The organism is Streptomyces sp. NPDC056503, assembly GCF_042794995.1.
Classification (GTDB): Bacteria; Actinomycetota; Actinomycetes; order Streptomycetales; family Streptomycetaceae; genus Streptomyces.
The window spans coordinates 1-24,231 of sequence record NZ_JBHTST010000091.1; the positions used below are offsets into that span (position 1 = coordinate 1).

General features: G+C 74.0%; 23 protein-coding genes and 1 tRNA gene. 14 read left to right on the forward strand and 10 right to left on the reverse strand.

The window, feature by feature from the left end:
* Window positions 1–81: 81 nt before the first annotated feature.
* The 3 genes from ACFQ8C_RS24640 to ACFQ8C_RS24650 all read right to left on the reverse strand — a co-directional run bounded on the left by ACFQ8C_RS24640 (window position 82) and on the right by ACFQ8C_RS24650 (window position 5,137).
* Window positions 82–495 (reverse strand): peptidoglycan-binding protein, encoded by a 414-nt coding sequence (locus tag ACFQ8C_RS24640; RefSeq protein WP_383461377.1) that lies wholly within the window; start codon window positions 493–495, stop codon window positions 82–84.
* Between the two features lie 167 nt (window positions 496–662).
* Window positions 663–4,733 (reverse strand): GDSL-type esterase/lipase family protein, encoded by a 4,071-nt coding sequence (locus ACFQ8C_RS24645; protein WP_383461379.1) that lies wholly within the window; start codon window positions 4,731–4,733, stop codon window positions 663–665.
* 95 nt (window positions 4,734–4,828) lie between these two features.
* Entirely contained in the window at window positions 4,829–5,137 is a 309-nt protein-coding gene (locus tag ACFQ8C_RS24650; RefSeq protein ID WP_383461381.1) for a hypothetical protein, read from the reverse strand.
* A 311-nt stretch (window positions 5,138–5,448) separates the two neighbouring features.
* Between ACFQ8C_RS24650 and ACFQ8C_RS24655 the strand changes: the two genes are divergently transcribed.
* Window positions 5,449–5,533, forward strand: a tRNA-Leu gene (locus ACFQ8C_RS24655).
* An 85-nt stretch (window positions 5,534–5,618) separates the two neighbouring features.
* On the opposite strand, the gene ACFQ8C_RS24660 is transcribed toward ACFQ8C_RS24655, so the two are convergent.
* From ACFQ8C_RS24660 to ACFQ8C_RS24670, 3 genes are all read right to left on the reverse strand, one after another.
* On the reverse strand, window positions 5,619–6,425 hold the full coding sequence (locus tag ACFQ8C_RS24660) for a S1 family serine peptidase (RefSeq protein ID WP_383461383.1): 807 nt from the start codon (window positions 6,423–6,425) through the stop codon (window positions 5,619–5,621).
* 62 nt (window positions 6,426–6,487) lie between these two features.
* Window positions 6,488–7,390: a hypothetical protein gene (locus tag ACFQ8C_RS24665; protein ID WP_383461385.1), complete on the reverse strand. Its 903-nt coding sequence runs from the start codon at window positions 7,388–7,390 to the stop codon at window positions 6,488–6,490.
* An 11-nt stretch (window positions 7,391–7,401) separates the two neighbouring features.
* Window positions 7,402–8,457: a biotin/lipoate A/B protein ligase family protein gene (locus ACFQ8C_RS24670; protein WP_383461387.1), complete on the reverse strand. Its 1,056-nt coding sequence runs from the start codon at window positions 8,455–8,457 to the stop codon at window positions 7,402–7,404.
* Window positions 8,458–8,605: 148 nt separating this feature from the next.
* Here ACFQ8C_RS24670 and ACFQ8C_RS24675 point away from each other — a divergent pair, with 148 nt between their 5' ends.
* From ACFQ8C_RS24675 to ACFQ8C_RS24700, 6 genes are all read left to right on the forward strand, one after another.
* Window positions 8,606–9,454, forward strand: a complete 849-nt coding sequence (locus ACFQ8C_RS24675; protein ID WP_383461389.1) for an inositol monophosphatase family protein — start codon at window positions 8,606–8,608, stop codon at window positions 9,452–9,454.
* 182 nt (window positions 9,455–9,636) lie between these two features.
* Window positions 9,637–11,070, forward strand: a complete 1,434-nt coding sequence (locus ACFQ8C_RS24680) for a phytoene desaturase family protein (protein WP_383461391.1) — start codon at window positions 9,637–9,639, stop codon at window positions 11,068–11,070.
* Between the two features lie 9 nt (window positions 11,071–11,079).
* On the forward strand, window positions 11,080–11,700 hold the full coding sequence (locus tag ACFQ8C_RS24685) for an L-threonylcarbamoyladenylate synthase (protein ID WP_383461393.1): 621 nt from the start codon (window positions 11,080–11,082) through the stop codon (window positions 11,698–11,700).
* 106 nt (window positions 11,701–11,806) lie between these two features.
* Window positions 11,807–12,586: a metallophosphoesterase gene (locus ACFQ8C_RS24690; RefSeq protein WP_383461395.1), complete on the forward strand. Its 780-nt coding sequence runs from the start codon at window positions 11,807–11,809 to the stop codon at window positions 12,584–12,586.
* A gap of 68 nt (window positions 12,587–12,654) precedes the next feature.
* Window positions 12,655–14,124, forward strand: coding sequence for an AlkA N-terminal domain-containing protein (locus tag ACFQ8C_RS24695; protein WP_383461397.1), 1,470 nt, complete (start codon window positions 12,655–12,657; stop codon window positions 14,122–14,124).
* A gap of 12 nt (window positions 14,125–14,136) precedes the next feature.
* A complete protein-coding gene (locus ACFQ8C_RS24700) occupies window positions 14,137–14,658 on the forward strand; it encodes a methylated-DNA--[protein]-cysteine S-methyltransferase (RefSeq protein WP_383461399.1) in 522 nt (173 codons plus the stop codon).
* On the opposite strand, the gene ACFQ8C_RS24705 is transcribed toward ACFQ8C_RS24700, so the two are convergent.
* Window positions 14,655–15,371, reverse strand: coding sequence for an NAD-dependent deacetylase (locus ACFQ8C_RS24705; RefSeq protein WP_383461401.1), 717 nt, complete (start codon window positions 15,369–15,371; stop codon window positions 14,655–14,657). The genes ACFQ8C_RS24700 and ACFQ8C_RS24705 overlap by 4 nt on opposite strands.
* A gap of 65 nt (window positions 15,372–15,436) precedes the next feature.
* Here ACFQ8C_RS24705 and ACFQ8C_RS24710 point away from each other — a divergent pair, with 65 nt between their 5' ends.
* Window positions 15,437–15,640, forward strand: a complete 204-nt coding sequence (locus tag ACFQ8C_RS24710; RefSeq protein ID WP_383461403.1) for a type II toxin-antitoxin system VapB family antitoxin — start codon at window positions 15,437–15,439, stop codon at window positions 15,638–15,640.
* Between the two features lie 5 nt (window positions 15,641–15,645).
* Here ACFQ8C_RS24710 and ACFQ8C_RS24715 read toward each other — a convergent pair whose 3' ends face one another.
* Window positions 15,646–16,137 carry an NUDIX domain-containing protein gene (locus ACFQ8C_RS24715; RefSeq protein WP_383461404.1) on the reverse strand — a complete coding sequence of 164 codons (492 nt, stop codon included), beginning with the start codon at window positions 16,135–16,137 and terminating at the stop codon, window positions 15,646–15,648.
* A 31-nt stretch (window positions 16,138–16,168) separates the two neighbouring features.
* Entirely contained in the window at window positions 16,169–16,516 is a 348-nt protein-coding gene (locus ACFQ8C_RS24720; RefSeq protein ID WP_383461406.1) for a BCCT family transporter, read from the reverse strand.
* A 112-nt stretch (window positions 16,517–16,628) separates the two neighbouring features.
* Here ACFQ8C_RS24720 and ACFQ8C_RS24725 point away from each other — a divergent pair, with 112 nt between their 5' ends.
* Window positions 16,629–17,780 (forward strand): glycerate kinase, encoded by a 1,152-nt coding sequence (locus tag ACFQ8C_RS24725; protein WP_383461408.1) that lies wholly within the window; start codon window positions 16,629–16,631, stop codon window positions 17,778–17,780.
* A gap of 131 nt (window positions 17,781–17,911) precedes the next feature.
* Here the strand turns inward: ACFQ8C_RS24725 and ACFQ8C_RS24730 are convergent, their stop codons facing one another.
* Window positions 17,912–19,111, reverse strand: coding sequence for a PucR family transcriptional regulator (locus ACFQ8C_RS24730; protein WP_383461409.1), 1,200 nt, complete (start codon window positions 19,109–19,111; stop codon window positions 17,912–17,914).
* 282 nt (window positions 19,112–19,393) lie between these two features.
* On the opposite strand from ACFQ8C_RS24730, the gene ACFQ8C_RS24735 reads away from it, so the two are divergent.
* The 5 genes from ACFQ8C_RS24735 to ACFQ8C_RS24755 are packed head-to-tail and all read left to right on the forward strand — an operon-like array spanning window position 19,394 to window position 24,227.
* Complete coding sequence (locus tag ACFQ8C_RS24735; RefSeq protein ID WP_383461428.1) at window positions 19,394–20,176, forward strand: ABC transporter ATP-binding protein; 783 nt, start codon at window positions 19,394–19,396, stop codon at window positions 20,174–20,176.
* Entirely contained in the window at window positions 20,173–21,015 is an 843-nt protein-coding gene (locus ACFQ8C_RS24740; RefSeq protein ID WP_383461411.1) for an ABC transporter ATP-binding protein, read from the forward strand. The genes ACFQ8C_RS24735 and ACFQ8C_RS24740 overlap by 4 nt, the downstream gene beginning before the upstream one ends.
* On the forward strand, window positions 21,012–21,902 hold the full coding sequence (locus tag ACFQ8C_RS24745) for a branched-chain amino acid ABC transporter permease (RefSeq protein ID WP_383461413.1): 891 nt from the start codon (window positions 21,012–21,014) through the stop codon (window positions 21,900–21,902). Before ACFQ8C_RS24740 ends, ACFQ8C_RS24745 begins: the two co-directional genes overlap by 4 nt.
* A complete protein-coding gene (locus ACFQ8C_RS24750) occupies window positions 21,895–22,962 on the forward strand; it encodes a branched-chain amino acid ABC transporter permease (protein ID WP_383461414.1) in 1,068 nt (355 codons plus the stop codon). Before ACFQ8C_RS24745 ends, ACFQ8C_RS24750 begins: the two co-directional genes overlap by 8 nt.
* Window positions 22,959–24,227 carry an ABC transporter substrate-binding protein gene (locus ACFQ8C_RS24755; protein WP_383461416.1) on the forward strand — a complete coding sequence of 423 codons (1,269 nt, stop codon included), beginning with the start codon at window positions 22,959–22,961 and terminating at the stop codon, window positions 24,225–24,227. The genes ACFQ8C_RS24750 and ACFQ8C_RS24755 overlap by 4 nt, the downstream gene beginning before the upstream one ends.
* Window positions 24,228–24,231: the final 4 nt, after the last annotated feature.

Below are 24,231 nucleotides of genomic sequence, written 5' to 3' on the forward strand. Positions count from 1 at the left end.
CCGCAGGGCCGGTCGGCCCTGCGGAGGCCACGCCCCGGTCGAGCGGTCAGGGGTTCCGGAGCCGGTCCGGTGGCCCTGGGGTCACCCCCTGGAGCAGGCCTCGAAGCGCAGGTACGGCCAGCTCTTCGGGCCGATCAGCCCGTCCGTGACGAGGCCCGCGCGGCATTGGGAGTTGGCGACCTCCTGAGCCCTCTTCGCCGCGGCCCGGGACTTGGAACCGAAGATCCCGTCAACGGTGCCCACGTCGTGGCCGTAGTACTTGAGCAGACATTGCGCTTCCTTGCCCGCTGCCGTCACCTGCGTCGAGGACGGCTGAACGGTGCTGCCGTAGTAGTAGCCGTAGCCGCTGTAGTGCCGGCCCGTGTCGTCGTGGTGCACGGAGCACGGGTACGTCGCCGCCTCGGCGTCACCGGTACCGGTGACGGTGCCGCTCAGCGCGATGAGCGACGCGATGACGATTCCGATGGCCCGCCTGCGCGCGGTGGTGAGTGTCATGGGTATCCCCTGTCGGATCGTTGTCAGGAGTGTTTGAGGTACACGTAGTTGTCGGGGCCGCAGTAGTCGAAGAGGTGCCAGTAGCCCGTCGCGTGGCAGGAGGAGATGCGCACGCGCTTGCCGGCCCCGAAGGACCTGTCCCTTCGGAGGCTCTGCGCCCCTGATGGCTATGGGTTCAGTCCGTGCTCCAGGGCCCGTGCGTAGAGGGCCGCGCCTGCGGTCTTGGGGTGGAACGACTTCATCGACGGTTTGCGCGCTTCGGTCTCGTCGGCCCGCGCCCTGTCGGCGAATTCCAGGCCCCAGAGCGCCGCGTCGGCGTCACAGATCCGGCGGTCGGCGAAGTAGGCGTCAGGATTGACGAACACCGCCCCCGTCTCCTGTGCGGCCTGCCGCATCCGGTCGGTCAGCCGGGGCGCGAGCGTCGAGTTCAGCCAGTCCCGCTCCCCGTCCGTCAGGCCCAGGTGAATGGCGGTCTCCCCGCCGTTCGCCGGGTTCGGTATGAACACGGTGCCGCGGTCCATGCAGGACGCGGTGGGCGACAGCAGGGCGGGATAGCCCATGAGGACGATCTTCGCCTGGGGCGCACGCGCCTTGATCTGCTGCAGCGTCGCCTTGACGCGCGGTCCCACCGTGTTGTCGATCCACTCCGGCAGGTGGTCGCCCAGGTTCGGTGTGCTTGCCTCCGACTTGTCTCCCGTGTCCGGATCGACCACCTTGAGCCGACCGTCCTTGCAGTGTGCGGCGGTGCCGGTCACGCACTCGTTGAACACGTCGCTGAACCGGGCGTCGTTGCCGCCGATGGACAAGGTGACCAGGCTGGTGTTCTGGTCCAGATAGCCGAGGTCCATCTGCGGCAGCGAGGACCCCTGCCAGACGCCGCCCGTCTTCACGTGGTAGCTGCGGGCGCCGGAGCAGGCGACGAAGGACAGCTCGATGGAGCCGTGGGCATCGGTCACCTCGCCGATGCTCTGCGACCTGCCGGGCAGCCTCGCCTCCCGGATCCACGCCTTCGTCGACCGGTGGCAGGTGTTGCGGATCTTTCCGCTCCCCCACTCCTCCTCGTAGTCCGTCTCCGGGAGGTAGTGCGTCCCGCCGTCGGCCGAGGCCCCCTCGCCGGAGGCGTAGGAGTCGCCCATGCCCACCACGTGGTACGGCTTGCCGGCCAGGGGCTGGAACGCCACGGCGTCCCAGGCGATGGGCAGGTTCTCCGCGGTTTCGGCCGTCACGTTCGACAGGCTCACCTTCGCGCGGGACGTGAAGTCGAAGGTGCCCAGGGATCGCCACTCGTTGCGCTTGACGGGCTGCGGCGCCACCCGCTCACGCGAACTCGAATCCGTGCCCAGGACGGCGTACTTCGCCTGGTGGGAGCGGGCGGAGACGCTCGGCATGTGCACCAGGACCCGGTGCCAGCCCCGCACGCTTTCCGGCGCGGTCCAGGTGCCGGTGACGGACGTGGGCGAGCTGTACGACGTGACGGTGTGGGAGAACCAGGTGTGGTTCAGGTAACCGCCCGAGAGCTGGTGCATATCCATCCGGGCCGGATCCTTCGTGCCGCTGAAGGCGAAGGAGAAGTCTCCGGCCGAGGCGGCGCTGCCCTGGCAGAAGCGTTCGGGTGTGGACGCGATCGGCTGCCCCTGCGCGAGGTTGTCGACGACGACCGTGCCGCTCGGAAGCCCCGAGGTGCAGCGGTTGGGGTGCGCGGCGCCGTTCGGCTGTGGAGCATAACCGGGGTCGAACCGCAGCAGCTCGTAGCCGCATTCGCTCTTGGAGCAGTCCTTCCACCGCACGTCCTCCGTCCACCAGCAGCGGAAGTCGATGCGGCGCAGGCAGGGGGAGGTGGATTCGTCGTTCTTGTCCGCGGACGCGATCAGGGCCGGGTCGCACGCGTTGGAGGCGTCGCAGAAGGTGTCCACCGGCGGCTTGGCCTTGGACCGGTTGACGTCGCTGGTCCACCACGCGGGACGGTAGCCGGCCACGTACTCGCCCGGCGCGTCCATGGCGGAGAGCGGGCGGGCGGCCCAGCCGATCACCTTCTCCTGGTACGGCCAGTCCTGCGGGTGCGCGGCGTGCGAGTAGTCGTCGCTGTACGCGGTGCTGCACGATGTGGTGCCGCAGACGAGCTCCTGCTTCTCCAGGAAGGGCAGCCGGTTCGCCTTGTACCAGGGCATCGCCGGGTTGTTGGTCCAGCCCAGCCCCCACTGGCCACCGTTCAGGGGTGCCTCGGACTTCAGGTGGAAGCTGGTGTTGTAGGCCCACAGGGCCATGGTCCAGTTCTCGATGTTCAGCGGGTCGCCGTCGTTGACCTGCAGTCCGGCGGCGTAGACCTGGTTCCACTTCTCGGCGAGGATGTTGACGCCGAAGGCGATGTTCGCGGCGTAGTCGACCGCGATCGCCTTCTGCTGCAGCGGGGTCTTCGCCGTCTCGCCGGGCTTCTCCTTGCCGGCGAGCCGCATGCCGTCGGTGACCTGGGTGACGCCGTAGCCGCAGTCGGCCTTGTCCCAGTCGATCGCCCACTCGTCGTCGGTCTCCCCGGCCGGGTCGTACTCGATGCCGTAGTAGTTGCCGATCAGCGGGTTGGCCATCATGCCCGGTGCCGCGTACCGGGTGGCCTGCCACATGTTCGACTCCTGCGCGGTGATCCCGAGCATGATCTGCGAGGGGATGCGCCGGTTGGCGAACGGCGAGCGGATCGCGGTGAGCCCGCCGGCGAGGGCCTGCGGGCCGTACGCGGGCAGACCGGTGTTGTTCCAGTCGGCCGGGCGCGAGGCGCCCTGGTCGAGCGTGCCGGTGATGGCCTGGTCGACCGCCCACTCCACCTGCCGGGGCCGGGGCTGCATCGCCTGGAGCTCCGGATTGCCGCGCTCGACCGCGCACGTGCGGACCGACTCGGGTTCGCCGATGCTCAGGGTCCGGGCCGACGCCGTCGTGACTCGCGGCTGAGGCAGGACGGGCGAGGGGGCCGAAGCGCCTTGTGGCTCCGCCTTCGCCGTCGCCTCCTCCGTTTCCGGCGTCACCTCGAACACCGTCTTCTTGCCCGTGACGAGGTGGGTCAGGTCGATCCGCGCGGGGCGGGAGCCGAGCTGCTCCGGGGACTTGCCGCGCGGGTCCACGGCATCGGCCCACACCGCGTTCACCGCGGCGTGCCCATGGGTGGAGACGCGGGCGTCCTTGTCGATGCCACCAGGGTTCTTCACCGCGGCCGGGAGCTCGCCCTTGCTCTTCGCACGGCCGGTGACGACGACGGTGCCGGTCGCGGTGCGGGACAGGTCGAGGGCCGTCAGGTCGCCCTCGACCAGCGTCGGCGCCCCGCTCGTGGACCGGGACTTTCCGCTGATCCGGTCTGCGGTGATCCGCTTCACCTGGCCCTTCGCGGTCTGCTTGCCGGCGGCCCGGGTGCGGTCGAGGAAGGTCACACCGCCGTCGGAGTCGGCGGTGAGCTGGAAGGGGGTCTGCCCGGTGGCGGCGACCGTCCGCCGCTGCCCCCTCTTGTCGATCTTCACGAGACGGTTGCCGTCGGCCGCGACCCACCCGCCGTCGACCGGCACGGCGGATGTCACCTGTCCCGCGAGGGTGAGCGACTTCCCCGTCTTGCCGGTGCGGGCGTCGACCGGGATGAGACGGGTCTCGTTCTTCTTCGATGTCGTCTCGTCGGAGAACTGCGACAGCACCGCCCGGCCGTCGGCTCCGCAGCCGGGGGAGAAGTGCGCCAGAGACGCGGTGTGGCCGAGCTTGGTCACCTTGCCGGTGCCGAGGTCGACGGTGGCGGCGAAGGCGCCCCGGGCCATCAGCCGGGGCTCGTTGGTGAACGTGCGCGGCGCGTAGGCGACCACGGCGTGGGTGGCGTCGGCCAGGCAGGCGTTGCCGATCCACAGGTCCGTGTCGAAGCCGGGCTCGGACAGGGTGGCGGCGGTCCGCCACGTGTATCCGCTCTTCTCGTCGGCGACGAGGAGGTGGAAGCCGGCCGCGTCGGACGAGGTGTCCCAGGCGAGGTCGGGCGAGTTGGTGTGTCCGTCGCCGAGAAGGGAGCGCCGCTGGGCTTCGGGTATGCGGTCCGGCCCCGCGGCCTCGGCCGCCGCGGCGCCGGTCGGGGCCTCCCGGGCGGGCGCGGCGCTCTTCGGCGGCGGTGGGGCCGGGGGCGGTGCCGCCACGGCCTGTTCGATGAGTGGTCCGGCCACGAGCAGACTCGCGGCGGCGAGCAGGGCGGGTCCTCTGACCCGTCTGCCGGGATGGTGTCTCACGTCGTCCCTTCCTTCTTCGGTCGTCGACGACGAACGCCTCACGTCGGCTGTGGGCCGCGGGTGTCCGTCCGGTCCTGCGAGCCCCGGCCCGCCTTTCAGGCCACGCCGTCCTTCGAACTGCCGAAGTGGTCGCTGCCCGCCGCGTCGTGCGGCGGGTGGAACTCCGCCTTCCCGACGGGCTTTCCGCCGTGGTGGACGAGGCCGCGCAGGCCGACGCCGCCGGCGTCCTCCGGGAAGTACGTGCCGTTCACGGTGTCGTCGTGCGTGCGGGGACGGTGGTCGGTCCTCCGCGGGAGGTCGTACGCCTCGGGTTCCCCGGCGTACGCCCGAGCCGTTCCGGCCGAGGAGAGCACGGCCGGTCCGGCACAGGCGGCGAGGGCTGAGGAGAGTCTGCGGAGACGCATGGGAGCAACCTCGCCCAGAGGCGACCGGAAGGGAACCCGGAACGTTTCAGGGTCGTGTTCCGGCCCAGGTCCGGTAGGGCTCCGGCACCGCGCCCGCGCCCAGGGGCCCCGGCCGGCTTCACGCTGATGGTCGAGGACACCCCGCCCGGAACGGACCACGACACGCCCGGCTCCACCGTCGGCGTCGCCGCTCGGCCCTCCTGATCCGTTCGACCCGCCCTGACCACCGGAAACGTGGGTGAGGAGCACCTCGAACACCTGGTAGATTGATGTTCGTCGCCGCGAGGAAACGAGCGGATGACCAACACCTTGTCCGGGTGGCGGAATGGCAGACGCGCTAGCTTGAGGTGCTAGTGCCCTTTATCGGGCGTGGGGGTTCAAGTCCCCCCTCGGACACGATCGACGACGAGCCGTGAGGGCCGGTGGGAACCGGACCGCGCGGCTCGTTCTCGTATGCCCGGAGGACGCGCCCCGGCGGCGGTCAGGGCGCGGGTGGGCGGATGCCCGTCGTCCGTGCGATCCAGGGCAGGTGGGACGTGATCCTGGTGTTCACCGCCGGGGTGTCGGTGGCGCAGCCACGGCCGTAGGAGACCAGGGCCGCCAGGGTGGGGCGGCCGGTTCCGGCGCGGTGGACGAGGGGGCCGCCGGAGTCGTAGACGCAGGTGTCGCGGCCGGGGGTCCAGGTGCAGAGCTGGGCCGGGGTGAGGGACTCGACGCCGCGGAGGGCGCAGGCGGTGTTGGGGAGCGTGTCGAGGGTGACCGCGCGCAGGACGGGGGAGGGGCCCTCGCCGAAGGCGGTCGCTCCCCAGCCGACGGCTTCCAGACGGGTGTGGCCGAACGATTCGGCAGCGGCGGGGAGGGGGATCGGGCGGATACCGGCGTCCGGGCGGACCGGGGTCGCGAGCGTGATGACGGCGAGGTCGTCGTGCTGGGTGCGGCGGTCGTAGCCGGGGTGGAGGGTGAAGCGGGCGGGGCGGGCCACGCGCGCATGGCGGGACTCCGCCGCCGTGCGCAGGTCGTGGTCGCCGAGGAGCACCGCGACCCGGCCGGTGTCCGCGTACGAGCCGGTCAGGCAGTGGGCGGCCGTCAGGACGTGCCGGGATCCGATCAGGACGCCCCCGCAGAACTGGCGGTGGCGCTCGGTGTCGACCAGCGCCGCCGCGTACGGGTACGCCCCCGGGGCCGCCTCCCGGCCGCCGACGACCGCCGCCGCCTCGCGCGGGGCGGCCGGCGCCGTCGCCAGGAGCAGCCCCAGGAGCGCCGCCGTCAGTGCTCTCGCCCGTCCCAATGTGCCCTCCGTGGCCGTCGGCGCAGCGTGTCCACGACGTCAACGAGCCGCCCCGGGGCAGGTCACCCCTCCGCGTCGGGCCGCCAGCCGGGGACGTACGCGGCGGCCGCCGCCTCCCAGGCGGGTGCGCCGCCCGGGAGCGGCCAGGCGCGGGTCGGGTCGGCGGAGCCGGTGACCGAGGCGAGTTCGCGCGCGAGGCGGCGGGCCTCGTGCTCCGCCCGGACCGCCCGCAGCGGACCGTCCTCCAGCGCCGCCATCCGCTTCTCGTACGCCGCCACCGGACGCTCCGCGCACCGCGCCGCCCAGGCGGCGTCGACCGCCCGGGACAGGATCAGCACCTCGGGCCGGCCGCCCTCCGCGAGTGCCGCCGTCAGCCGGTCGTGGCCGTCCAGGACGACGGGGACGTTCAGACCGCTGATCCACCAGGCGAACACCGGCGGCAGCACGCCCTCCCGGTACTGGCGGCGGTACGCCTTCACCCGGGGCGCGTCCGCCGGGGACAGGGCCCGCAGCGGCAGCAGGTCGCGGGCGTCGCCGTCCGGGTCGCCGTACCCGAACCAGGTGAGGTGGCCCCGGTCGCGGTCGAACGGCAGCAGGTGGTCCCAGTGGCGCTCGACGAACCAGCCGGTGGCGTCCGGGCCCAGCCGCCACGCGCCCTCGTGCAGCGGTCCGGCGTCCGCCGCGCGCAGCTCCGCCTCGGCGTGGGCCGCCCACCGCTCCGTCCACGCCTGCCCGCCGGGCGCCGCGAACTCCGCGCAGGCCCGGGCCCGTTCGGCCCGCAGCGGTGCCAGGGGCGACACGTACCGGCCCGTCCGGGCGTAGTGGACGCCCCGGTGGGTCACCCGCTGCCGGGCGAAGAGCACCGGCACCGGGTCCTCTCCGGGCGGCTCCCGCACCAGCACCAGGCGCCGTCCGTCGGCGCACTCCATCCGCAGCCCGGGCCGTACCGGGAAGTCCACTCGCACGGGAGGAGACCCTACGGGACCCGCGCGGTCCACTCCGGGGACGAGAACTTGCCCTCCGCCAGCTCCTTGGCGGCGGCCAGCTCCTCCTCCGAGACCCGGCCCTCCGCCAGCCCGTACCGCTGCCGGAAGGAGGCGATCATCCGCTCGATCACCGCCTCGCGCGGCAGACCGGTCTGGCGGCGCAGCGGGTCGACGCGCTTCTTCGCGCTCCGGGTGCCCTTGTCGGAGAGCTTCTCGCGGCCGATCCGCAGCACCTCGGTCATCTTGTCGGCGTCGATGTCGTACGCCATCGTCACGTGGTGCAGCACCGCGCCCGCGCCCGACGCCATCCGCTTCTGCGCCGCGCCCGCGATCTTCCCGGCCTCGGTGGCGATGTCGTTGAGCGGCTGGTACCACGCCTTGACGCCCATGTCGCCGAGCGCGCCGAGCACCCAGTCGTCGAGGTAGGCGTAGCTGTCGGCGAAGGAGAGGCCCTGTACCAGGGCGTCGGGGACCGACAGGGAGTACGTGATGGTGTTGCCGGGCTCGATGAACATGGCCCCGCCGCCGCTGATCCGGCGCACCACCCGGATGCCGTGGCGCTCGGCGGCCTCGGGGTCCACCTCGTTGCGCAGCGACTGGAAGCTGCCGATGACGACCGCGGGCGACCCCCACTCCCAGACCCGCAGGGTCGGCGGGCGGCGGCCGGCCGCGACCTCGGCGGTGATCACCTCGTCGAGCGCCATGTGCAGGGCGGGGGACTGGGGCGGCTCGTGGATCAGCTGCCAGTCGTAGTCGGTCCAGTCGGTGGCGTGGGCGAGCGCCCGCCGGACCGCCACCCCGACGCCCTCGGTGGTGAGGCCGTACATCCGCGTGCCGGGCGGCAGGGCCGCGTCGACGCGGGCCGCGAGCCCCGGGGCGTCGGTGTCGGCCGGGGCGCCCTCCAGGGCACGGTCGATGGCGAGGATCGCCTCGTCGGGTTCGAGGAAGAAGTCGCCGGCCACCCGGACCCGGGCCAGCGCCCCGTCCACCACGTCGAGGTCGACGACGACCAGCTTCCCGCCGGGGACCTTGTACTCGCCGTGCACCGGACCGACCTGCCTCTCGGGAATCCACGAGGATTCGGTAAGGGGGATTCAGCAAGGGGTGAAACCGTCCAAAGCGTACTCCTGGCGGTCGCTCCCCGGCTCTGGAGGCCCTGTACCGATTGTCGGACCCGCGTGCTTAGCTGGACGCATGATCGATTCCTTCCTTGAGCACGTCCTCGACGGTGGTACGACGGAGGTGGAGGAGGCGGTCCGCGAGGCGGCCGCGGCGGAGATCATGCCGCGCTTCCGGCAGCTCGCCGCCCACGAGATCATCGAGAAGAAGGGGCCGTACGACCTGGTGACGGTCGCCGACCGGGCGGCCGAGGAGCACCTGACCAAGGCGCTGACCGCGCTGCTGCCGGGCTCCGTCGTGGTCGGCGAGGAGGCCGTCCACGCCGATCCGGGGCTGTACGGGGCGCTGCGCGGCGACGCGCCCGTCTGGATCGTCGACCCGGTCGACGGCACCCGGCAGTTCGTCCACGGCGACCCGGCCTTCTGCACCCTGGTCGCCCTGGCCCGGCACGGCGAGCTCCTCGCCTCCTGGACCTACGCGCCGGCCCTGGGCGAGCTGGCCGTCGCCGTCCGGGGCCGCGGCGCGTTCCTCGACGGGGAGCGGATCCGGTCCGGCTCGCCCGCCCCGGGAGCCGTCCTGGAGGTCGCCACCTCGCACCCCGACTACACCACCCCCGAGCAGAAGCGGGCCCTGCTCGGGCTCGTCACCGACGGCGTCCGGCCCCGGCCCTGCGGTTCGGCCGGCCTGGAGTACCTGTCGATCGCCCGGGGCGCCCTCGACGCGACCGCCTTCAGCTGGGAGTACGCGTGGGACCACGCGGCCGGGCTGCTGCTGGTCGCGGAGGCGGGCGGCGCGCAGACCACCGTCGCGGGCGAGCCGTTCCGGGTGGCCGGGGGCAACGCGCTGCCGTTCACGACCGCCCGGGACGCCGCCACCGCCGAGCGGATCCGCGCCCTCCTCGCCGCCGGGACGGACGAGGGCTGACGCGTGGTCACGAGCCGCGGGCGCGGCCGACGGCCGACGGTCGGTCACCAGCCGCCGCCCACAGCGGAATCGGCCCCTCCCCAGGCGCGCGCCGAGGCGCCGCCCGAGGGGCCTCGCCACCGCGGGCGGGCCCGGGCCTATCCTGGCCCTGCCCGACCGCCGGCCGACGTGAGGAGTCCGAGGTGACGTCACTGCTCGACGCCGTCGTCGTGGGGGCGGGCCCCAACGGACTGACCGCCGCCGTGGAACTGGCCCGCCGCGGCCACTCCGTGGCCGTCTTCGAGGCGAAGGAGACCGTCGGCGGCGGAGCCCGTACCGAGGAGCTGACCCTCCCCGGCTTCCGCCACGACCCCTGCTCCGCCGTCCACCCGCTCGGCGCCGGCTCGCCCGTCTTCCGGACCCTGCCGCTCGACCGGTACGGCCTGGAGTGGCTCCACCCCGAGCTGCCCATGGCCCACCCCTGGGACGACGGCACCGCCGCCGTCCTCTCCCGCTCCGTCGCCGAGACCGCCGCCTCCCTCGGCCCGCGCGACGCCGGCGCCTACCGCAGGCTCGTCACCCCCTTCCTCGGCAGAGGGGAGACGCTCTTCCGGGACTTCATGCAGCTGCCGCTCACCGCGCTGCCCCGCGACCCGGTCACCCTCGCCCGCTTCGGCCTCACCGGACTCGCGCCCTCCACCTGGCTGCTGCGCCGCTTCCGCGACGAGAAGGCCCGCGCCCTCTTCGCCGGCCTGGTCGGCCACGTCATGGCGCCCCTCGACGGCTTCGCCACCTCCGCCGTCGGCCTCGTCTTCGCGCTCGCCGCGCACACCGTCGGCTGGCCCGTGCCCCGCGGCGGCTCCCAGGCGATCCCGGACGCCCTCACCGCGTACCTCACCGAGCTCGGCGGCACCGTCCACACCGGCTACGAGGTCAAGCGCCTCGACGACCTGCCGCCCGCCCGCGCCTACCTCTTCGACACCTCTCCCACCGCCCTCGCCCGCATCACCGGCTTCGGCGCCCACCACTACGCCCACTACCGGTACGGCGCCTCCGCCTTCAAGCTGGACTACGCCCTCGACGGGCCCGTGCCGTGGACCGCGGAGGCCGCCCGCCGGGCCGGCACCGTCCAGATCGGGCCCACCGCCCGCGAGATCGACACCGCCCTGCGCCAGGCCTCCTCCGGCACCGCCCCCGACACGCCGTTCCTCATCACCGCCCAGCCCAGCCTCGTCGACCCCTCCCGCGCCCCCGAGGGCAGGCACGTCTTCTGGGCGTACGGCCACGTGCCCAACGGCTGGCGCGGCGACCTCACCGACGCCGTCGAGCGGCAGATCGAGCGCTTCGCCCCCGGCTTCCGCGACCGGATCCTCGCCCGCGCCACCGCCGGACCGCCCGAACTCGCCGCGCGCAACGCCAACTACGTCGGCGGCGACATCGCCTGCGGAGCCGCGCGGGGCCTCCAGCTCGTGCTGCGCCCCACCCTCTCCCCGTGGCCGTACCACACCCCCCACCCGGCGGTCTTCCTCTGTTCCGCCGCCACCCCGCCCGGCCCCGGCGTCCACGGCATGTCCGGGCACAACGCCGCCAAGGCCGTCTGGCGCCACCTCAGAACCCTCGACCGCGCGGGAACCTAGACTCGTCCCATGGCGAAGTACATCGACGTGCACCCCGAGAACCCGCAGGCGCGCATCATCGACGGCGTGGCCGACTCGATCCGCAAGGGCGGGCTCATCGCCTACCCCACCGACTCCTGCTACGCGCTCGGCAGCCGGATCGGCAACCACGACGGCCTCACCCGCATCCGGGAGATCCGCCGCCTCGACGACCGGCACCACTTCACCCTCATGTGCGCGGACTTCGCCCAGCTCGGCCAGCTGGTGCACATCGACAACCGGGTCTTCCGCGCCGTCAAGTCCGCCGTCCCCGGCGCGTACACCTTCATCCTGCCGGCCACCAAGGAGGTGCCCCGCCAGCTCCTCCACCCCAAGAAGAAGACCGTCGGCGTCCGCATCCCCGACCACGTCGTCACCCAGGCGCTGCTCGCGTCACTCGGCGAACCCCTGCTCTCCAGCACCCTCCTCCTCCCCGACGAGGAGGAGCCGCTGACGCAGGGCTGGGAGATCAAGGAGCGGCTCGACCACCAGGTCGACGCCGTCCTCGACTCCGGGGACTGCGGCACCGTCCCCACCACCGTCGTCGACTTCTCGAGCGGCGACCCCGAGGTCCTCCGCGTCGGCGCCGGGGACCCCACCCGCTTCGAGTGACCGGGAGGGGCCACCACGCGCCGGGTGGCCCTTACGCGCCCGCGCCGGAGCACCGTACGGTCGGTCGGGTGAACCACCGTTCACCCCGACCGCCGGAGGCCCACGCGTGATCGTCATCGCCCACGTCAGCGACGTCCACATCGACTCCGGGGAGCGCGCCACCGCGCGCACCCGAGCCGTCTGGCGCCACCTGGAGGAGCTCCCGTACGACCTGGCGGCCGTCCTCGTCTCCGGCGACATCGCCGACCACGCCGACCCCGCCGAGTACGACCGCGCCCGCGAGCTCCTCACCGGCCGCCACCCGCTGGTCGTCTGCCCCGGCAACCACGACGACCGCGCCGCCTTCCGGACCGGCCTGGCGCCGCTGCTCCGCGAGGACGGCGACCCGGCCCCCACCGCCCCCGTCGACCAGGTCCTGCGCGGCGAGGGCTTCGTCCTCGCCGTCTGCGACTCCTCGATCCCCGGCAAGCACGACGGGTACCTGGAGGATGGGACCCTGGAGTGGCTCGACCGGGTCCTCACCGACACCCCGGACGACACGCCCGTCCTCGTCGCCTTCCACCACCCGCCGGTGCCGCTGAACACCCCGTACGTCGACGAGATCCGGCAGTACGGAGAGGACCGGCTCGCCGCGCTCGCCGCCCGCCACCCCCACCTCGCCGCCTTCCTCGCCGGCCACGCCCACACCGCCGCCGCCACCACCTTCGCCGGCCGGCCCCTGCTCGTCGCCCCCGGCACCGTCTCCACCCTGCGGCTGCCGTGGGAGACCCCCGGCCCCGACAGCCCGCACGTCCACCTGGACACCCCGCCCGGAGTCGCCTTCCACGTCCTCGACGAAGGCGGCCGGCTCACCACCCACTACCGGACGGTCCCCGTGACGGACTGAGCGGCCGGCCGGACGTCCATGTCGTTTTTCTGCCAGCCCGGCACCCGCGCATCCCCGATCCTGTACCCATGCACACCGAGACCGAGCGCTGTGTGCGGGCCGTCCAGTCCAAGGACGCCCGCTTCGACGGCGTCTTCTTCACCGCCGTCCGCACCACCCGGATCTACTGCCGCCCCAGCTGCCCGGCGGTCCCGCCCAAGCCCGAGAACATGGAGTTCCACCCCACCGCCGCCGCCTGCCAGCGGGCCGGCTTCCGGGCCTGCAAGCGGTGCCGCCCCGACACCAGCCCCGGCTCCCCGGAGTGGAACGTGCGGGCCGACGCCGTCGCCCGCGCCGTCCGTCTGATCCAGGACGGGGTCGTCGACCGGGAGGGCGTCCCCGGGCTCGCCCGCCGGCTCGGCTGGTCCACCCGGCAGATCGAGCGCCAGCTCCTCGCCGAGCTGGGCGCGGGCCCGCTCGCCCTGGCCCGCGCCCAGCGCGCCCAGACCGCCCGCACCCTGGTCGAGACGACGGCGCTGCCCTTCGGCGAGATCGCCTTCGCCGCCGGCTTCTCCTCCATCCGCTCCTTCAACGACACCGTCCGCCAGGTCTTCGCCCTCAGCCCCGGTGAACTCCGCGCCCGCGCTGCCCGGCCCGCCGCGCCCCACACCCCCGGCGTGATCTCCCTCCGGCTGCCCTTCCGCGCCCCGCTCGAACCGTCCAACCTCTTCGGCCACCTCGCGGCCACCGCCGTCCCCGGCGTCGAGGAGTGGCGCGACGGCGCCTACCGCCGCACCCTCGCCCTCCCGTACGGACACGGGATCGTCGCCCTCGCCCCGCGCCCCGACCACATCGCCTGCCGGCTCTCCCTCACGGACCCCCGCGACCTCACCCACGCCATCAGCCGCTGCCGCCGGCTCCTCGACCTCGACGCCGACCCCGTCGCCGTCGACGACCGGCTCCGCGACGACCCGCTCCTCGCCCCGCTCGTCGACAAGGCACCCGGCCGACGCGTCCCCGGCACGGTCGACCCGGCCGAGTTCGCGGTCCGCGCCGTCCTCGGGCAGCAGGTCTCCACGGCCGCCGCCCGCACCCACGCGGCCCGGCTGGTCACCGCCCACGGCGTGCCCGTCGAGGACCCCGAGGGCGGCCTCACCCACCTCTTCCCGACCTCCGAGGCGCTCGCCGGGCTCGACCCCGAGACCCTCGCCCTGCCCCGCAGCCGCCGCACCACCCTGCTCACCCTCGTCGGCGCGCTCGCCGACGGCACCCTCGCCCTCGGCCCCGACACGGACCGTGCCGAGACCCGCGCCCGGCTGCTCGCGCTGCCCGGCTTCGGACCCTGGACCACCGAGGTCATCGCCATGCGGGCGCTCGGCGACCCCGACGCCTTCCTCCCCGGCGACCTCGGCGTCCGCCGCGCCGCCGAGGACCTCGGCCTGCCCGGCACCCCCGCCGCGCTCACCGCCCGCTCCGACCGCTGGGCGCCCTGGCGCGCCTACGCCGTCCAGTACCTGTGGGCGACCGACAGCCACCCCGTCAACCACCTCCCCGCGTAAGGAAGTTCCCGCATGGCCCGCACCGCCACGCCCCGCACGGTCGTGCACACGGTCGTGGACAGCCCCTACGAGCCGCTGACCCTGGTGGCCGTCGACGGCGTCCTCAGCCGCGTCCACATGACCGATCAGCGCCACCGCCCGCCCGAGGAGAGCTTCGGCGACCGCGACCCCCGCCCCTTCGAGGAGGCGGTCCGCCAGCTCGACGCCTACTTCGAGGGCGAGCTCACCGAGTTCGACCTGCCGCTCCACCTGGAGGGGACGCCGTTCCAGCTGCGCGTCTGGGAGCAGCTCAGGCTCATCCCGTACGGGGAGACCCGCACCTACGGCGAGCTCGCCGAGGCCCTCGACAACCCGGGCGCCTCCCGGGCGGTCGGCCTCGCCAACGGCAAGAACCCGGTCAGCGTCATCGTCCCCTGCCACCGCGTCATCGGCTCCGGCGGCAGCCTCACCGGCTACGGCGGCGGCCTGGACCGCAAGAAGCGGCTGCTCGCCTTCGAGTCGGGCGGCCCGGGCCTCCCCGACGCGCTCTTCTAGCCCAGCCGCTCCAGGAGCGCCGGCAGGGCCGTGCCGATCGGCTCGCGCAGGACCTCGGAGGCGAGCGGGTCGTACGGCGTCGGCTCGGCGTTCACGATGATCAGCCGGGCGCCGTGCTCGGCCGCGATCCCGGCCAGCGAGGCCGCCGGCTGCACCTGGAGACTCGTACCCACCGCGACGAACACCTCGGCCGCCTTCGCCACCGACATCGCGTTCCCCAGCACCACCGGGTCGAGTCGCTGCCCGAACATCACGGTCGCCGGCTTCAGGATCCCGCCGCACTCCCCGCACGCCGGATCGGGGTCGCCCGCCTCAAGGCGCTCCAGCGCCTCCGCCATCGGGGAGCGGGCGTGGCACGCCGTGCACACCACCGACCGTACGGTGCCGTGGAGTTCGAAGACCTTCCGGTCCGGCACGCCCGCCGCCTGGTGCAGCCCGTCCACGTTCTGCGTGATCACCCGCAGGGCGTTCCCGGTCCGCTCGTACGCGGCGATCGCGCGGTGCGCCGCGTTCGGCTCCGCCGTCAGGACGGGCGTGTCGCGCCGCATCAGCCACGAGCGGCGGCGGACCTCCGGGTCGGCCATGTACGGCCCGTAGGTGACCAGCCGTTCGGCCTCGGGGTCCTGCCGCCACAGCCCGTTGGGCCCTCGGTAGTCCGGGATGCCCGAGTCCGTGGAGATACCGGCACCGCTGAGGATCGCGACCATCGTCATGCCGGGAGCGTAGGCAACCCGGATCCGCTCCCGCGACCGGGTTTCCCGGTGCTAGGTTCCCGCCCATGGCCAAGGTGAACATCGCGCTCGACGCCGAACTCGTCGTGGAAGTCATGGTCCTGGCGGGCGTCGGCAGCCCACAGGACGCCGTGGAGGCCGTCGTCCGCGACTACATCGCGCGCGGCCACCGCACGGAGGCCAGGACCGCGACCCGCGACGAGGCCAACCGCACCGGCGAGACGCTGCCGCCGGAGCCCCCGCAGGGCTGAGCCGGTCAGGCCGCGGGCAGACCGTTCTCCAGCTCCACCGGGCCGGTCCCGTCGGCCAGCGCGCCCAGCGCGGCCAGCACCCGCGGGCCCAGGGCGCCGGGCAGGTGCGCCGTCACCTCGGACCGCTCGATCAGCTTCCAGGAGAGCAGCTCGGACTCCTGGAGCCGGATCCGCGCGAGCAGCTCCCCGGACAGCACCCCGCCGTCGTACAGGTACGCCACCACCGGCGGCCGGGCCGCGCTCTGCGACCAGTCCACCGCGAGCAGCGGCCCCGGCGCCAGGTCCAGGCCGATCTCCTCGGCGGCCTCCCGGCGGGCCGCCTGCCGGGGCGTCTCGCCCGTGTGGGACTCGACCGTGCCGCCCGGCAGGACCCAGCCCTCGCGGTAGTTCGGGCGCAGGACGAGGATCCGGCCCCGGGAATCCCGGAAGAGCGCGGCGGCGGCGGCCAGGACACGAGGCAGGCCGGCTATGTACGTGGCGTAATCGGTGGCTTTCACCGTGTCAGCGTAGCCAGCCGCCCGGCGCGGCTCAGGCCGTTCCGCCGTCCCGCGGCGGCTCGTCGCCGTCCTCCACCGCCGTCGCCGGAGCGGCCTCGCCGGTGGACTCCAGTCGGATCGCCGCGCCGCCCCTCACGCAGAACCGGACCGTCGGCGCCCCGGACGGCACGAGCGGCACGCCGACCGGGAACTCGCGGATCGTCCGGCCCCGCGAGATCCGGGCGACGAAGGTGTCGGCGAACGGCGCCCGGGACAGCCGCCACGCCCGGCCGGCGACCGCGACGACGGCGGCCGCGCCGATCCCGATGGCCTTCCCGTCGGGGCCGTGCCGTTCCGGTACGTGATCCGGAGCCGTCCGGTCGTTCATATCCGTGCTCATGTGAGACCGCTATGGTCGGACATTTCCCTTCATCCGGGGGTGGCACGCCGTCTGGCCGTGCGGATAGGGTCGGCCCTGGCGCGACTGCCTGTTCGAAAGCAAGGGATGCAAGGTGACGGACGGAGCAGCAACTCAGGTCGCTCACGTGCTCGTGGCGGCTGACAAGTTCAAGGGCTCGCTCACGGCCGTACAGGTCGCGGAGCGGGTCACGGCGGGACTCCGCGAGGTCGTCCCCGGCCTCGCGGTCGAGGCCCTGCCCGTAGCCGACGGCGGCGACGGCACGGTCGCGGCGGCCGTCGCGGCGGGTTTCGACCGCCATGAGGTACGGGTCACGGGACCGGTCGGCGATCCGGTCACCGCCGCGTTCGCGCTGCGCGGCACCACGGCGGTCGTCGAGATGGCGGAGGCGTCCGGCCTCCAGCTCCTCCCCGCCGGTACGTTCGCCGCGCTGACCGCCACGACCCACGGCTCCGGCGAGCTGCTGCGCGCGGCGCTCGACGCGGGCGCCACCACGATCGTCTTCGGCGTCGGCGGCAGCGCCACCACCGACGGCGGCGCCGGCATGCTCGCCGCGCTCGGCGCCCGCTTCCTCGACGCGGCCGGCGAGCCCGTCGGCCCCGGCGGCGCGGCCCTCGCGGAGCTGGCCTCCGCCGACCTCTCCGCCCTCGACCCGCGCTTCGCCGACGTCGAGTTCATCCTCGCCAGCGACGTCGACAACCCGCTGACCGGCCCCAAGGGCGCGCCCGCCGTCTACGGCCCGCAGAAGGGCGCCACGCCCGAGGACGTCGAGACCCTCGACGCGGCCCTCGCCCACTACGCGCAGGTCCTGGAGAAGGCGATCGGCCCCAAGGCCACCGAGCTCGCCGCCTCCCCGGGCGCGGGCGGCGCCGGGGGCATCGGCTACGGCGCCCTCCTCCTCGGCGCGAGCTTCCGCCCCGGCATCGAGCTGATGCTGGAGGTGCTGGGCTTCGCCCCGGCCCTGGAACGCGCCACCCTCGTCATCACCGGCGAGGGCTCCCTGGACGAGCAGACCCTCCACGGCAAGGCCCCCGCGGGCGTCGCCGCCGCGGCGAGGGCGGCCGGCAAGGAGGTCGTCGCGGTCTGCGGCCGCCTCGCCCTCGCGCCGGAGGCCCTGGGCGCCGCCGGCATCCGGCGGGCCTACCCCCTGTCCGCCCTGGAGCCGGACCCGGCCAAGTCCATCCCGAACGCCGGCCCCCTCCTGGAGCGGGTCGCCGCGGACATCGCGCGGGACTACCTGGCGTAGCGCCGTGCCGGGCGTCCACCGCGGACGCCCGGCCGTTCCGGTTCAGCCGCCGGGGTTCGTCGCCCCGGGCCGGGCGGCCCGGCCCCCCCCCGAGCCCCCGGCCCCTCACCCCCCCCGAGCACCCCGGGCCCTCACCCCTGCGCCGTCAGCCGGAAGGCGTCCAGGGCCAGGGTCATCTCCGTGAGGTCCCTCGGACGGGACAGGGAGCGCGAGGTGAGCTGTTCCAGGCGGCGGAGGCGGTTGAAGACGGTGTTGCGGTGGCAGTAGAGACGGCCGGCGGCGCGGCCCGCCGAGCCCTCGCAGTCCAGCCAGACGTCCAGGGTCTCCAGGAGGACCGCGCGGTCGGCCGGATCCAGTTCGAGGAGACCGCCGAGGACGTCCGTGACGAGGAGTTCCGCCAGGTCCGGCCGGCCCACGATCAGCGCCCCGGCCATCCGGCGGTCCAGGCGCACCACCTGGCGGGTGCCGGGCGGGCAGGTGCGCAGGGCCAGTTCGGCGAGACGGCGGGCGCGGCCCAGCTCGGTCAGACCCGCGACGACGGGGCTGATGCCGCCCGGCCCCGGGCACCGCCCGTCGAGGAGCTCCGCCAGCGCGTCGAGCCCCGTGCCCTCCGCGAGCGCCACCACCCCGATCTCGCAGTCCGCCCGCATCCGCCACAGGAAGCGCAGCCCCTCGCCCCGCACCTGACGGTGGAAGGGCTCGCGCTCCTCCCGGCGGTCCGGCCGCAGCACCACCACCGCGTACCGCCCCTGCTCCGGCAGGTCCAGGCCCGCCGCCGCCCGCGCCACCATCTCCGGCGCCCGCTCGCCCTCCAACAGCGCGTCCAGCAGGGCCTGGAGCTGCTCGTCCGTCCGCCGCCGCAGCTCCGCCTCCGTCGCCCGGTACGCCTCCGAGGCCCGGTCCGCCTGCGCGTCCACCGCCGACCACACCGTCGTCGCCGACTGCATCAGCGCCGCCAGCTGGGCCGCGTCCGGGCCCGCGCCCTCGATCAGCGCGTCCCACACCAGATGCCCCGCGTGCCGGTACGCGTGCACCACCAGCTCCAGCGGCATGCCCTGCTCGGCCCGCCGCCGGCCCATCAGCTCCGCGTGCTCCAGGTCCCGCCGGGGCGAGTGCCGGGGAGCCGAGATCATCTCGATGCCGATCCGGATCGCCTCGTGCGCCTCCTGCCAGTGCTGGTCGTAGGGCACGATCCGCCCGTAGGCGGGCTCGTACGCGTGGAGTTCCGTCAGATGCTCGTCCACCAGCTCCGGCACCCGCTCCAGAAGCGCCGTGCACGCACGGGCGAGCACCTTCCAGTCGTTACCGGTCCGCCGTCTGCGCCGTCCCATGCCGGGAGCATCCACTGCCCCGCGCCCCACGGCAACGCCCTGACACGCAGCGTTGTGCGCATGCACAGCCCTCCGGCGGCCCCGCTGGTCACCGGCAGCGTTTGTGGAGCCGGACGTGGACGGACGGTCCGGCGCGGTGCTGGGGTGAGCGACCGAACGGCCGAGTAGCACGCACGGGTAACAACGACGGCCGGGGAAAGGGGAGTCATGGGAGGTACCGCACCCGCCCTGACGGTGACGGATCTGACGGCGGGATACGGACCGGTGCACGCGCTGCGGCGCGTGTCGCTGACCGTGCCCGCGGGGGCCGTCGTCACCGTCCTCGGCGGAAACGGCGCCGGCAAGTCCACACTGCTGCGGGCGGTCTCGCGCACGCTGCGGTTCCACGGCGGGGCCGTGGTCTCCGGCACGGTCGCCGCGGCCGGCCGGCCGCTCGACGGGCTGCCGCCCGACCGCGTCGTGGCCGCGGGCGTCTGCCAGGTCCCCGAGGGCCGGCAGGTCTTCGCCCGCATGTCCGTCGAGGACAACCTGCGGGCCGGCGGCCTCGCCCGGCGCGGCGACCGCGCCGCGAAGTCCGCCGCGCTGCGCCGGGTCCACGAGCTCTTCCCCGTCCTCGCCGAGCGGTCCCGGCAGCCCGCGGGCCTGCTCTCCGGCGGCGAACAGCAGATGCTCGCCGTCGGCCGCGCCCTGATGGCCGCGCCGGAACTGCTCCTCCTCGACGAACCCTCCCTCGGGCTCGCCCCGCTGATGGCCGCCCGCATCGCCGAGGCGGTCCGGGAGATCAACGCCCAGGGCACGGCCGTGCTGCTGGTCGAGCAGAACGCGGCGCTCGCGCTCCGACTCGCCTCCTACGCGTACGTGCTGGAGGTCGGCGAGGTCACCCTCTCCGGCCCGGCCGAGGAACTCGCCGCCTCCGACGAGGTCCGCCGCCGCTACCTCGGCGTCGTGGACGCCGAGGGCTCCGCCCCCGACGCCGCCGCCCGCGCCACCCACCCCGTCCTGTCCCGCTGGGACGCCCAGGCCCCGGCCCCCGCCCGGCGCCTCGGCCGCAAGGAGACCCGATGAGCACCACCCCATCACCGGCGGACGTGCCCGCCCCGCGCACCCCCGCCGATCCGTCGGCGCGCGCGGACGTCCCCGCCCTCACCGTCACCGGCCTCACCGTCCGCTTCGCCGGACTCACCGCCCTCGACGGCGTCGACTTCACCGTCCGCCCCGGCACCGTGCACGCCCTCATCGGGCCCAACGGAGCCGGCAAGTCCACCTGCTTCAACGTGCTCTCCGGGGTGTACCGGGCCACCTCGGGCTCCGTACGCCTCGGCCCGCACGAGCTGACCCGGCTGCCCCCGCACCGGATCGCCGACCTCGGCGTCGGCCGGATCTTCCAGAACCTGGCGCTGCCGCCGCGCGCCACCGTCGAGGACAGCCTGATGCTCGGCCGCCACCGGCTCACCCGCACCGGCTTCCTCGCCGCGGGCCTCCGGCTCCCGTCCGCCACCCGCGAGGAGTCCAGGCACCGGGCCCGCGTCCGGGAGATCGCCGACTTCGTCGGCCTCGGCGACCAGCTCGCGAAACCCGCGGGCTCGCTCCCGTACGGACAGCAGAAGCTCGCCGAACTGGCCCGCGCCCTCTGCATGGAGCCCACCCTGCTCCTCCTCGACGAGCCGGTCGCCGGCATGACCGCCGACGAGCGCCGCCGCACCGCCGCCGTCATCGCCGGCGTCCGCGACGGCCTCGGCATCTCCGTGCTCCTCGTCGAGCACGACATGGGCCTCGTCATGCGGCTCGCCGACTCCGTCACCGTCCTCGAATTCGGCCGCCGCATCGCCGACGGCAGCCCCGCCGACGTACAGAACGACCCGGCGGTCGTCCGCGCCTACCTCGGAGAGGAGACCGCCGCGTGAGCACCTTCGCGGAGTTCCTCATCAACGGGCTCTCCCTGGGCTCCGTCTACGCCCTGATCGCCCTCGGCTTCGTCGTCATCTTCCGCGCCACGGAGGTCGTCAACTTCGCCCACGCCTCGCTGCTCCTCGCCGGCGGCTACCTCGTCGCCGTCCTCCACGAACCGCTCGGCTTCTGGCCCGCGCTGGCCGCCGGGACCGCGGGCGCGGCCGTCGTCGGCGCCGCCGTCGAGTTCCTCGTGATGCGCCGCCACCGGGGCACCGACCACAGCGTCCTCGCCATCGTCACCATCGGCGTCGACATCCTCCTCGCCACCGAGCTGACCCGCCGCATCGGCACCGACATCCTCGCCCTCGGCGACCCGTGGGGCGACGCGGTCGTCACCCTCGGCCCGGTGACGATCGCGGAGACCCGGATCGCCGCGCTGCTCGCCGCCGGCCTCCTCATCACCGCCTTCCTGCTCGCCTTCCGGCACACCTCCTGGGGCGTCGCCATGCGGGCCGCCGCCGAGAGCCAGGAGACCGCCGCGCTGATGGGCGTCCGGCTCGGCCGGGTCTCGCTCGGCGCCTGGGCGGTCGCCGGGGCCCTGGCCGCGGTCGCCGCGCTCTTCCTCACCGTCTTCCCCACCCCGGGCCTCGAACGCGGCACCTCGCTCGCCGCCCTCAAGGCCTTCCCCGCCGCGATCCTCGGCGGCCTCGACTCCACCACCGGCGCCCTCGTCGGCGGCCTGGTCGTCGGCGTCACCGAGTCCCTCGCCACCGGCTACCAGTCCGACCTCGCCTTCCTCGGCCGCGGCATCGGCGACCTCGCCCCCTACCTGGTGATGGTCGCGGTGCTGCTGATCCGCCCGGCCGGCCTCTTCGGCACGAAGGAGCTCGCCCGTGTCTGAGCGTCCCGGGATCCCCGTGAAGGCGTACGCCTGGGCCGCCGCCGGCCTCGTCCTGGCGGCCCTCCCCTTCTACCTGGAGCGGTTCTGGCTCCAGGCCGGGCTCTTCGCCATCGCCGCCGCCATCGGCGCCATCGGCATCAACCTCCTCACCGGCGCCACCGGCCAGCTCTCCATGGGCCACGCCTTCTTCCTCGCCGTCGGCGCCTACGGCTACTGCGCCCTCGCCGGCGACGGCGCCGACGGGCTCGCCGGCCTCGGCCTGCCCGGCTGGCTCGCCGCCGTCCTCGCCGTCGGCCTCGCCGGGCTCGCCGGCGGGGTGTTCAGCCCCATCGCGGGCCGGCTGCACGGCGCGTACCTCGGCATCGCCACCCTCGCGCTGATCTTCATCGGCCAGCACGTCCTCTTCAACGCCCACGACCTCACCGGCGGCTACAACGGCCGTGCCGTCCCGCCGCTGAGCCTCTTCGGCCTCACCTTCGACGACACCGAACTCCTCGTCGCCCAGGTGCCGTTCGGCGCCGTCGAGAAGCTCTGGTACCTGGGCCTCGCACTGCTCCTCGGCGGGGTGCTGTTCGCCCGCGGAGTGCTCAGGGGCCGCCCCGGACGCGCCATGAACGCCATCCGCGACCACCGGATCGCCGCCGGCGTCATGGGGATCCCGGTCGCCCGGCACCGCGCCGCCGTCTTCGTCCTCTCCTCCATGTACGCGGGCCTCGCCGGCGTCCTGCTCGCCCTGGTCTTCCAGCGGACCGTGCCCGAGTACTTCGGCATGGCGCTCTCCCTGGAGTACCTCGCGATGATCGTCATCGGCGGGCTCGGCTCCGTCGCCGGAGCCGTCGCGGGCGGCATCTTCGTCGCCCTGCTCCCGCAGGTCCTCAACCGCTACGCCGAAGCCCTGCCGCTGGTCTCCGCCCCCGGCACCGGCGGCATCGCCCCCGGCGAGGCCGCCCGCTACCTCTACGGCGCCGCCGTCGTCGGCACCGTCCTCTTCCTGCCCGGCGGCCTCGCGAGGCTCGTCGTGCGCACCCCGATCCACCGACCCTCAGGGGAGACTCGATGAACCACAGACGACAGGCGGCCGTGCGGGGCCTCGCCGCGGCGCTCGCCACCCTGGTCGCGCTCACCGCCGCCGGATGCAGCTCCAAGGCGAAGACCGGCGACGCCAAGGAGACCGGCGCGGGCGGGGTGAAGATGGGCGAGGGCGTCACCGACACCACCATCACGCTCGGCGCGCTCACCGACATGACCGGCGTCTACGCCACCCTCGGCAAGAGCATCACCCAGGCCCAGCAGCTGTACGTGAAGCAGACCAACGCCGCCGGCGGCATCTGCGGCCGGAAGCTGGAGCTGACCGTCCGCGACCACGGCTACGACCCGCAGAGGGCCCTCGCCGCCTACACGGAGCTGGAGCCGAAGGTCCTCGGCTACACCCAGTTCATCGGCTCCCCGTTCGTCGCCGCCGTCAAGCAGCGCGTCGACGGCCAGGACAAGGGCCTGGTCATCCCCCAGGCCTGGTCGGCCTCGCTCCTCGGCTCCCCGTACATCCGCGTCCTCGGCGCCACCTACGACGTCGAGACCATCAACGCGATCGACTTCCTCCTCACCGAGAAGGGCCTCGAGTCGGGCGACAAGCTCGGCCACGTCTACTTCGAGGGCGACTACGGCGAGAACGCCCTCAAGGGCTCGAAGTACGCCGCCGAGAAGGCCGGCCTGACCATCGTCGAGCAGAAGATCAAGCCCACCGACAACGACATGTCCGCGCAGGTCGCCGCGCTCAAGCAGGCCGGCGTGAAGGCGATCCTCGTCAGCGCGGGCCCGCGCCAGGCCGCCTCCCTGGTCGGCGTCGCCGCCGCGACCGGCCTGCGCGTCCCCGTCGTCGGCAACAACTCCGCCTTCTCGCCCCAGCTCCTCGGCACGCAGGCGGGTCCGGCCCTGGAGAAGATGTACTGGTTCGCCTCCCCGAGCCTCCCCATCGGCTCCGACATCCCGGTCGCCAAGAAGGTCGCCGCCGCCTACGCGGCCGCCTACCCCAAGGACAACCTCGACAACGGCATCGTCGCCGGCTGGTCGGCCGCGGCGGCCTTCGGCGACATCCTGAAGAAGGCGTGCGACAAGGGCGACCTCACCCGCGAGGGCGTCAGCAAGGCGCTCCTCATCCTCAAGAACCACGACCCCGGCTTCGGCATGACCCACGACTTCAGCGACCCGAAGTCCCCGTCGAGCCGCGAGTCCGCCATCCTCCAGCCCGACAAGAAGGTGCCGGGCGGCATGCGCGCGGTCCGACAGCCCTTCGCCTCCGAGGCGGCGAAGGAGTACACCCCCTGACGAG